At 69.4% G+C, this 6,279-nt stretch carries 4 protein-coding genes; 3 read left to right on the forward strand and 1 reads right to left on the reverse strand.

Going from position 1 to position 6,279, the window contains the following annotated elements; translation table 11 throughout:
- Nucleotides 1-76: 76 nt before the first annotated feature.
- Nucleotides 77-1,759, reverse strand: a complete 1,683-nt coding sequence (locus tag QCD68_RS16665; protein ID WP_301223828.1) for an ABC transporter family substrate-binding protein — start codon at nt 1,757-1,759, stop codon at nt 77-79.
- Between the two features lie 144 nt (nt 1,760-1,903).
- On the opposite strand from QCD68_RS16665, the gene QCD68_RS16670 reads away from it, so the two are divergent.
- From QCD68_RS16670 to QCD68_RS16680, 3 genes are read left to right on the forward strand one after another with little or no spacing between them, the layout of a single operon-like run.
- Nucleotides 1,904-2,887: an ABC transporter permease gene (locus QCD68_RS16670; RefSeq protein ID WP_301223829.1), complete on the forward strand. Its 984-nt coding sequence runs from the start codon at nt 1,904-1,906 to the stop codon at nt 2,885-2,887.
- Nucleotide 2,888: 1 nt separating this feature from the next.
- Complete coding sequence (locus QCD68_RS16675) at nt 2,889-3,899, forward strand: ABC transporter permease (protein WP_301223830.1); 1,011 nt, start codon at nt 2,889-2,891, stop codon at nt 3,897-3,899.
- A gap of 28 nt (nt 3,900-3,927) precedes the next feature.
- The gene (locus tag QCD68_RS16680) at nt 3,928-6,159 is read left to right on the forward strand and encodes a dipeptide ABC transporter ATP-binding protein (RefSeq protein ID WP_253467727.1); all 2,232 of its coding nucleotides are present in this window, start codon (nt 3,928-3,930) and stop codon (nt 6,157-6,159) included.
- Nucleotides 6,160-6,279 lie beyond the last annotated feature (120 nt).

The raw sequence follows: 6,279 nt of genomic DNA on the forward strand, positions 1-6,279 counted from the left end.
CCCCCCGCCCCCCCCCCCCCCCCCCCCCCCCCCCCCCCCCCCCCCCCCCCCCCCCTCCGTGTCTGTCCGTCGGTGGCTACTTGGTGAAGCCGACCTTCGTCCAGTCGATGTTCTGCGCACCCGCGAACGCGCCGTAGTTGGCGAGTTTCGGGTTCTGCGCGACCAGCGCGGGCTTCGCCGTGATCGGCATCGAGTGCCCGATCGACCAGACCTGCTTGTCGATCTTGTTCCAGATGACGTTGGCCTTGTCCGAGTCCGGCTCGGACAGTGCCTGCTTCGTCAGCTTGTCGATCGCATCCGAGCTGACACGGCCGTAGTTCTGGCCGGTGGCACCCGAGGTGTAGATCGTCGCCGAGCTGGAGTGGAAGCCGGTGCCGCCCCAGACGAAGATCGTCATGTCGTAGTTGCCCGGGGTGACGTACTGCTCGAAGAAGTCGTCCGTGGCGACCGACTTCAGGGTGAGCTTGACGCCGATCTCCTTCAGCTGCTGCTGCATGACCTGGGCCAGCTGCTGCGAGGTCGGGGCACCGGACGGGATCGTGATGGCGATCGCCAGCTGCTTGCCGCCCTTCGAGCGGTAGGTGCCGTCGGTCTTCCAGCCGTCGTCGTCCAGCAGCTTCTTCGCCTTCTCGACGTCGAAGGTGGCGTTCGGCTTGATGTTCGACTTGTAGCCCTTGTCCGTGGACAGGAACAGGTGGTTGTCGAGCGTGCCGAGCTTGTAGGGCAGCGTCCCGCCGATGACCTGGGCCAGGGCGTCACGGTTCACGGCGTGCTGGATCGCCAGCCGGAGCTGCTTGTCCTTGAGCAGACCGTTCGTCGAGAAGTCGACGTGCGTGTACTGGGCGGACGTCGACGCGAGGATCTTCGTGTTCTTCGCGTTCTTCACCCGGTCGAAGCGCTCCGACGTCGTCGTCAGGACGGAGTCGATCTCCTTGTTCAGGTAGGCGTCGACGTCGGCGTTGCCGTCCAGCGAGCGGAAGATCACCTGGTCGAGCTTGGGCTTGTCGCCCCACCAGTTCTCGTCCGGCTTCATGGTGACGGTGCCGGCGGTCTCGTTCAGGTCCGTGATCTTGTACGGACCGGACGACACCGGGACCTTGCCCTTGTAGCCGTTGTTGAACTGGTCCGGCGTGCTGGTCTGGCTGGCCGGGTACAGCGGGCTGAACAGGGACTTCCAGTCCGAGAACGGGGTGGAGAACTTGACCACGACGTCCTTGTCGGTCGCGCCCTTGGTCACGGAGGAGATGTCCTCGTAGCCGGTGGAGCCGGCGATGAGGTAGGCCTTGTCCGTGCCGTTGGTGGTCTTCCACTCGTTCTCGAAGTCACGCCAGGTGATCTCCGAGCCGTCGTTCCACTTGGCCTTGTCGTTGATCGTGTACGAGATCGTGAGCGGGTCGTCGCTCGTGACCTCGGCCTTCGACACGTAGTCGGTGTCCAGGGTGGGGGCACCCTTGCCGTCGATCGTGTAGACGTACGGCATCGTCGCCTGCTCGATCGTCGACGCGTCGACGAGCGGGCCGTCGACCTGGTTGTAGTTCCACTGCGAGATCCACTGCGAGATCGGCAGACGGAGCGTGCCACCGTCTGCGAGGTCGGAGACGGGCTTCGGGTTGATCTGTGCCGAGGTCGGCAGCGTCTTCTTGCCCGAGTCGTCGGATCCGGACCCGCCGGATCCACCTGATCCGCCCGAGCAACCGGTCACGGCGAGTGCGATCCCGGCGAGGGTCGCCGTCACCGCGAGGACGTTCCTGTGCTTCATTTCGTTCCCCTCTGGAAGTTGTCGCTGAGCCTAGGGCCCCCGAGCGGGGGCGACGGGCATTTTCCGTATCCGACGTACTTTCGTTACGAGCCCGGCGGGGCGACGACATGTACCGGAAACAAACGAGGCCCTATGGTGGCCTCCATGATCCGCTTCCTGGCGCGTCGATTCGTGTACTACGTCGTGCTCGTGTTCCTCGCGACCTCGCTGACCTACTTCCTCGCGTCAGCGACGTTCAGCCCCCGTTCCGTCTACGCTCAGCGGAACCCTGCGCCCTCGGCACAGGTCATCGACGCCAAGCTCGACGACATCGGCGTCAACGACAAGACCCCCGTGGTGATCCGGTACGGGCACTGGCTCGACGGGGTCGTGCACGGTGACCTCGGGCAGACGATCCAGGACCGCTCGGTCAACGACCAGTTCTTCCCGCGGCTGGGGGTGAGTCTCCGGCTGCTGGTCGTCGGATCGATCGCCGGCATCGTGCTCGGCGTCCTCGTCGGCGTGTGGAACGCGATCCGGCAGTACAAGATCTCGGACCGGGTCAGCGCGGCGATCTCGATCGTCCTGTTCTCGACTCCCGTGTTCCTGACCGCGGTCATCCTGAAGATCAGTGCAACGAAGCTGAACCAGGACGCCGGCAGCCAGCTCATCAACTTCACGGGCGAGGCGACCCCTGGTCTCGACGGGTCGGCGTGGACGCTGCTCGTCGACCGCGGCGCGCACCTGCTGCTCCCGACGATCTCGATCGGGCTGGGCCTGATCGCCATCTACAGCCGGTACCAGCGAGCGACGATGCTCGACGTCCTGGGTTCGGACTTCCTCAGGACCGCCCGGGCGAAGGGGCTGACGCGGGGACGGGCCACGTTCAAGCACGGCCTGCGTACTGCGCTCATCCCGATGACCACGCTCTTCGCCTACGGGTTCCTCGGCATCCTGACCGGCGCGACCCTGACCGAGAAGATCTTCGCGTGGAACGGGCTCGGCTCGTGGTTCATCGACGCGGTGAACGGCAACGACGTGAACGTCGTGACGGCGTACACGCTGTTCGCCGCGGTGGTGGTGCTCATCTCCGGGTTCCTCGCCGACGTCGCGACCGCCGCGCTGGACCCGCGCGTCAGGAGGGCATGACATGACCGACACCCGGATCGAACCCGTCGACCCGTCGCTCATCGCGAAGAGCGACACCCCGGCCCGCCCGAAGCGGCAGGGCAACCGGTTCCTGCAGACCACGCGACGGCTGTTCATGAACCGCGGCGCCGGCATCGGCGTCATCGTCATCGTGCTGCTGTTCGCCTTCGCGTTCCTCGGCCCGCTCGTCAGCCCCTGGCAGTACTCGCAGATCGACTACACGGCGTTCACCCGGCCGCCGAGCGCCACGCACTGGTTCGGCACGAACGGCATCGGCCAGGACGTCTTCTCCCAGACGGCCCGCGGCATGCAGAAGAGCCTGCTCATCGGCCTGCTCGTCGCCGTGTTCTCGACCGCCATCGCCGCGATCACGGGTGCCGCCGCCGGGTACTTCGGCGGCTGGGTCGACCGCATCGTGATGTTCTTCGTCGACATGCTGCTCGTGCTGCCGTCGTTCCTCATCATCGCGATCATCAGCCCGCGCATCCAGAACGCCGGGTGGATCGTCCTGGTCGTGCTCATCACGCTGTTCGGCTGGATGATCACCGCCCGCGTCGTCCGCTCGATGACCCTGTCGGTCAAGGAGCGCGAGTTCGTCCGCGCCGCCCGGTACATGGGGATCGGCCCGTTCCGGATCATCTTCCGGCACGTCCTGCCGAACGTGGCGTCCTTCCTCATCATCGACGGCACGATCCAGGTCGCGACCGCGGTGCTCGGCGAGACCACCCTGAGCTACTTCGGCTTCGGCGTGCAGCCGCCGGACGTCTCGCTCGGCACGCTGATCGCCCAGAACCAGGACAACGCGCTGACCAGCCCGTGGCTGTTCTACTTCGCGGCCGGCGCGCTCGTGGTCTTCGCGATCGCGGCGAACCTGATCGGCGACGGCCTGCGTGACGCCCTCGACCCGACCTCGACGACCGGCAAGCGTGAGAAGCGCAACCGCCGTCGTGACCAGAACCAGGCGGCCGTGGACGTGGCCGCGTTGAACACACAGGCCGGTTCCGGCGCATGACCGCCGCACTGACGACCGGGGAAGCAGCATGAGCACCATCACGAACGGGTCGGCCGCGACGCCGACGACCAGCACCGAGCCGATCCTGCGGGTCCGTGACCTGCACGTCCGCTTCCCGACCCCGCGGGGGACCGTGCACGCGGTCCGCGGCGTCGACCTGGAACTCCGCCGTGGCGAGGTCCTGGGCATCGTCGGCGAGTCCGGGTCCGGTAAGTCGGTGACGAGCCTGGCCGTCCTCGGCCTGCTGCCCGACACCACGAAGGTCACCGGCTCCGTCCAACTCGACGGCGATGAACTGCTCGGTCGCTCCGACAAGCAGATGAGCCGCCTGCGCGGTGACAAGGTCGCGATGGTCTTCCAGGACCCGCTGTCCGCGTTCACGCCGGTGTACACGATCGGCGACCAGATCGCCGAGACCGTCCGCCTGCACCGCGGTGCCTCGAAGGCCGAGGCCCGGGCCCGGGCCATCGAGCTCCTCGGGCTCGTCGGCATCCCCGAGCCCGCCCGCCGCGTCGACGCCTTCCCGCACGAGTTCTCCGGCGGCATGCGGCAGCGCGCCATGATCGCGATGGCGATGGCGAACGACCCGGACGTGATCCTGGCCGACGAGCCCACCACAGCACTCGACGTCACGATCCAGGCGCAGATCATCGAGGTGCTCCGGACCGCCCAGCGCGAGACCGGCGCCGCCCTGGTGTTCGTCAGCCACGACCTGGGTGTCATCGCGGGCATCGCCGACCGGATCGCCGTCATGTACGCCGGTCGGATCGTCGAGACCGCGACCGCCGAGGAGCTGTTCGCCCGGCCACGCATGCCGTACACGATCGGGCTCATCGGGGCGCTCCCGCGGCTCGACGCCACCGACCGGTCGCCGCTCGTGCCGATCCCCGGGTCGCCGCCGTCGCTCATCGGCCTGCCGGACGCCTGCCCCTTCGCGGCGCGCTGCCCGCTCGTCAGCGAGGTCTGCCGGTCGACCGAGCCGGTCCTCGCACCGCCGGTCGGCATCGGGGTCACCGCCGTCGACGCCGCTGCGGGCCTCGACACCGCCGACGCCGCAGCTGCCGGCCTCGGCGCGGCCGCCGCTGGGGCGCCGTCGCACGCCGCCGGCCACACCGCCGCGTGCCACCGCACCGCCGAGGTCGCCGCCGCGCACGCGGACGCCGGCCGGATCTTCTCCCTGCCCGTCATCCCCGAGCACGCCGCCGCGGTGGCGGCGTCCCGCACCGACCGCGAGCCCGTCGTGCACGTCGAGGGCCTCACGAAGACCTTCCCGCTCGTCAAGGGCGCCGTCTTCCGCCGCAAGGTCGGCGAGGTCTTCGCCGTCGACGGTGTCGACCTCGACATCCGCCGGGGCGAGACCCTCGGCCTGGTCGGCGAGTCCGGCTCCGGCAAGTCGACGACCCTGCACCAGCTGATGGACCTCGAGCGTCCGGAAGCGGGCACCGTCGAGCTGTTCGGTGAGTCCCTCGCGGACGCCACCGCACGCGGCGCGGCCGGAACCCGGGCACTGCGGCAGCGCATCTCGATGGTCTTCCAGGACCCGTCCGCCAGCCTCGACCCGCGCATGTCGGTCTACGACGTCGTCGCGGAGCCGCTCCGGGCGATCGGCGCTCCGGCCTCCCGGATCGACGAGCGCGTGCCGGAACTGCTCGGCCTGGTCGGACTGCGGGCCGCCGAGGCCGACCGCTATCCGCACGAGTTCTCCGGCGGGCAGCGGCAGCGCATCTCCATCGCCCGAGCCCTCGCGGTGGAGCCCGACCTGATCGTCCTCGACGAACCCGTCTCGGCCCTCGACGTGTCGATCCAGGCCGGCGTGCTCAACCTGCTCGCCGAACTCAAGGCGCGCCTGGGGCTGTCCTACCTGTTCGTCTCGCACGACCTGTCCGTCATCCGGCACGTCGCCGACCGCGTCAGTGTCATGTACCTCGGCCGCACCGTCGAGGAGGGCGCGGTCGACGAGGTGTTCGAACGCCCGATGCACCCCTACACGGCAGCGCTCATGTCCGCCGTGCCGGTGCCGGACCCCGTCGTCGAGCGGGCCCGCACGACGATCCTGCTGCCGGGCGACCCGCCCAGCCCGACCGAGCGGCCGACCGGCTGCCGGTTCCGCTCGCGCTGCCCGCTCTTCGCGATCCTGCCCGAGGCGGAACGTCGCCGCTGTGAGACGGACGAGCCGGAGAAGGCGCCCCGTCGTGGCGAGGACGTCGACCACCGGGCGGCGTGCCACTACCCGGAGAAGGTCGCCTCGATCGCGGCCTAGCCGGCGAGGGGGGGGGGGGGGGGGGGGGGGGGGGGGCGCGCGCCCCCCCCCCCCCCCCGCGGGGGGGGGGGGCGGGGGCGGCGGCCCGAGACGCGGGGGGGGGGGGGGGGGGGGGGGGCG

It is taken from the genome of Curtobacterium sp. PsM8, assembly GCF_030433875.1.
GTDB lineage: Bacteria > Actinomycetota > Actinomycetes > Actinomycetales > Microbacteriaceae > Curtobacterium.

Excerpts from the sequence above, each read along its gene's own strand:
- QCD68_RS16665 (WP_301223828.1), bottom strand. The coding sequence starts at position 1,759 with ATGAAGCACAGGAACGTCCTCGCGGTGACGGCGACCCTCGCCGGGATC.
- QCD68_RS16670 (WP_301223829.1), top strand. The coding sequence starts at position 1,904 with ATGATCCGCTTCCTGGCGCGTCGATTCGTGTACTACGTCGTGCTCGTG.
- QCD68_RS16675 (WP_301223830.1), top strand. The coding sequence starts at position 2,889 with ATGACCGACACCCGGATCGAACCCGTCGACCCGTCGCTCATCGCGAAG.
- QCD68_RS16680 (WP_253467727.1), top strand. The coding sequence starts at position 3,928 with ATGAGCACCATCACGAACGGGTCGGCCGCGACGCCGACGACCAGCACC.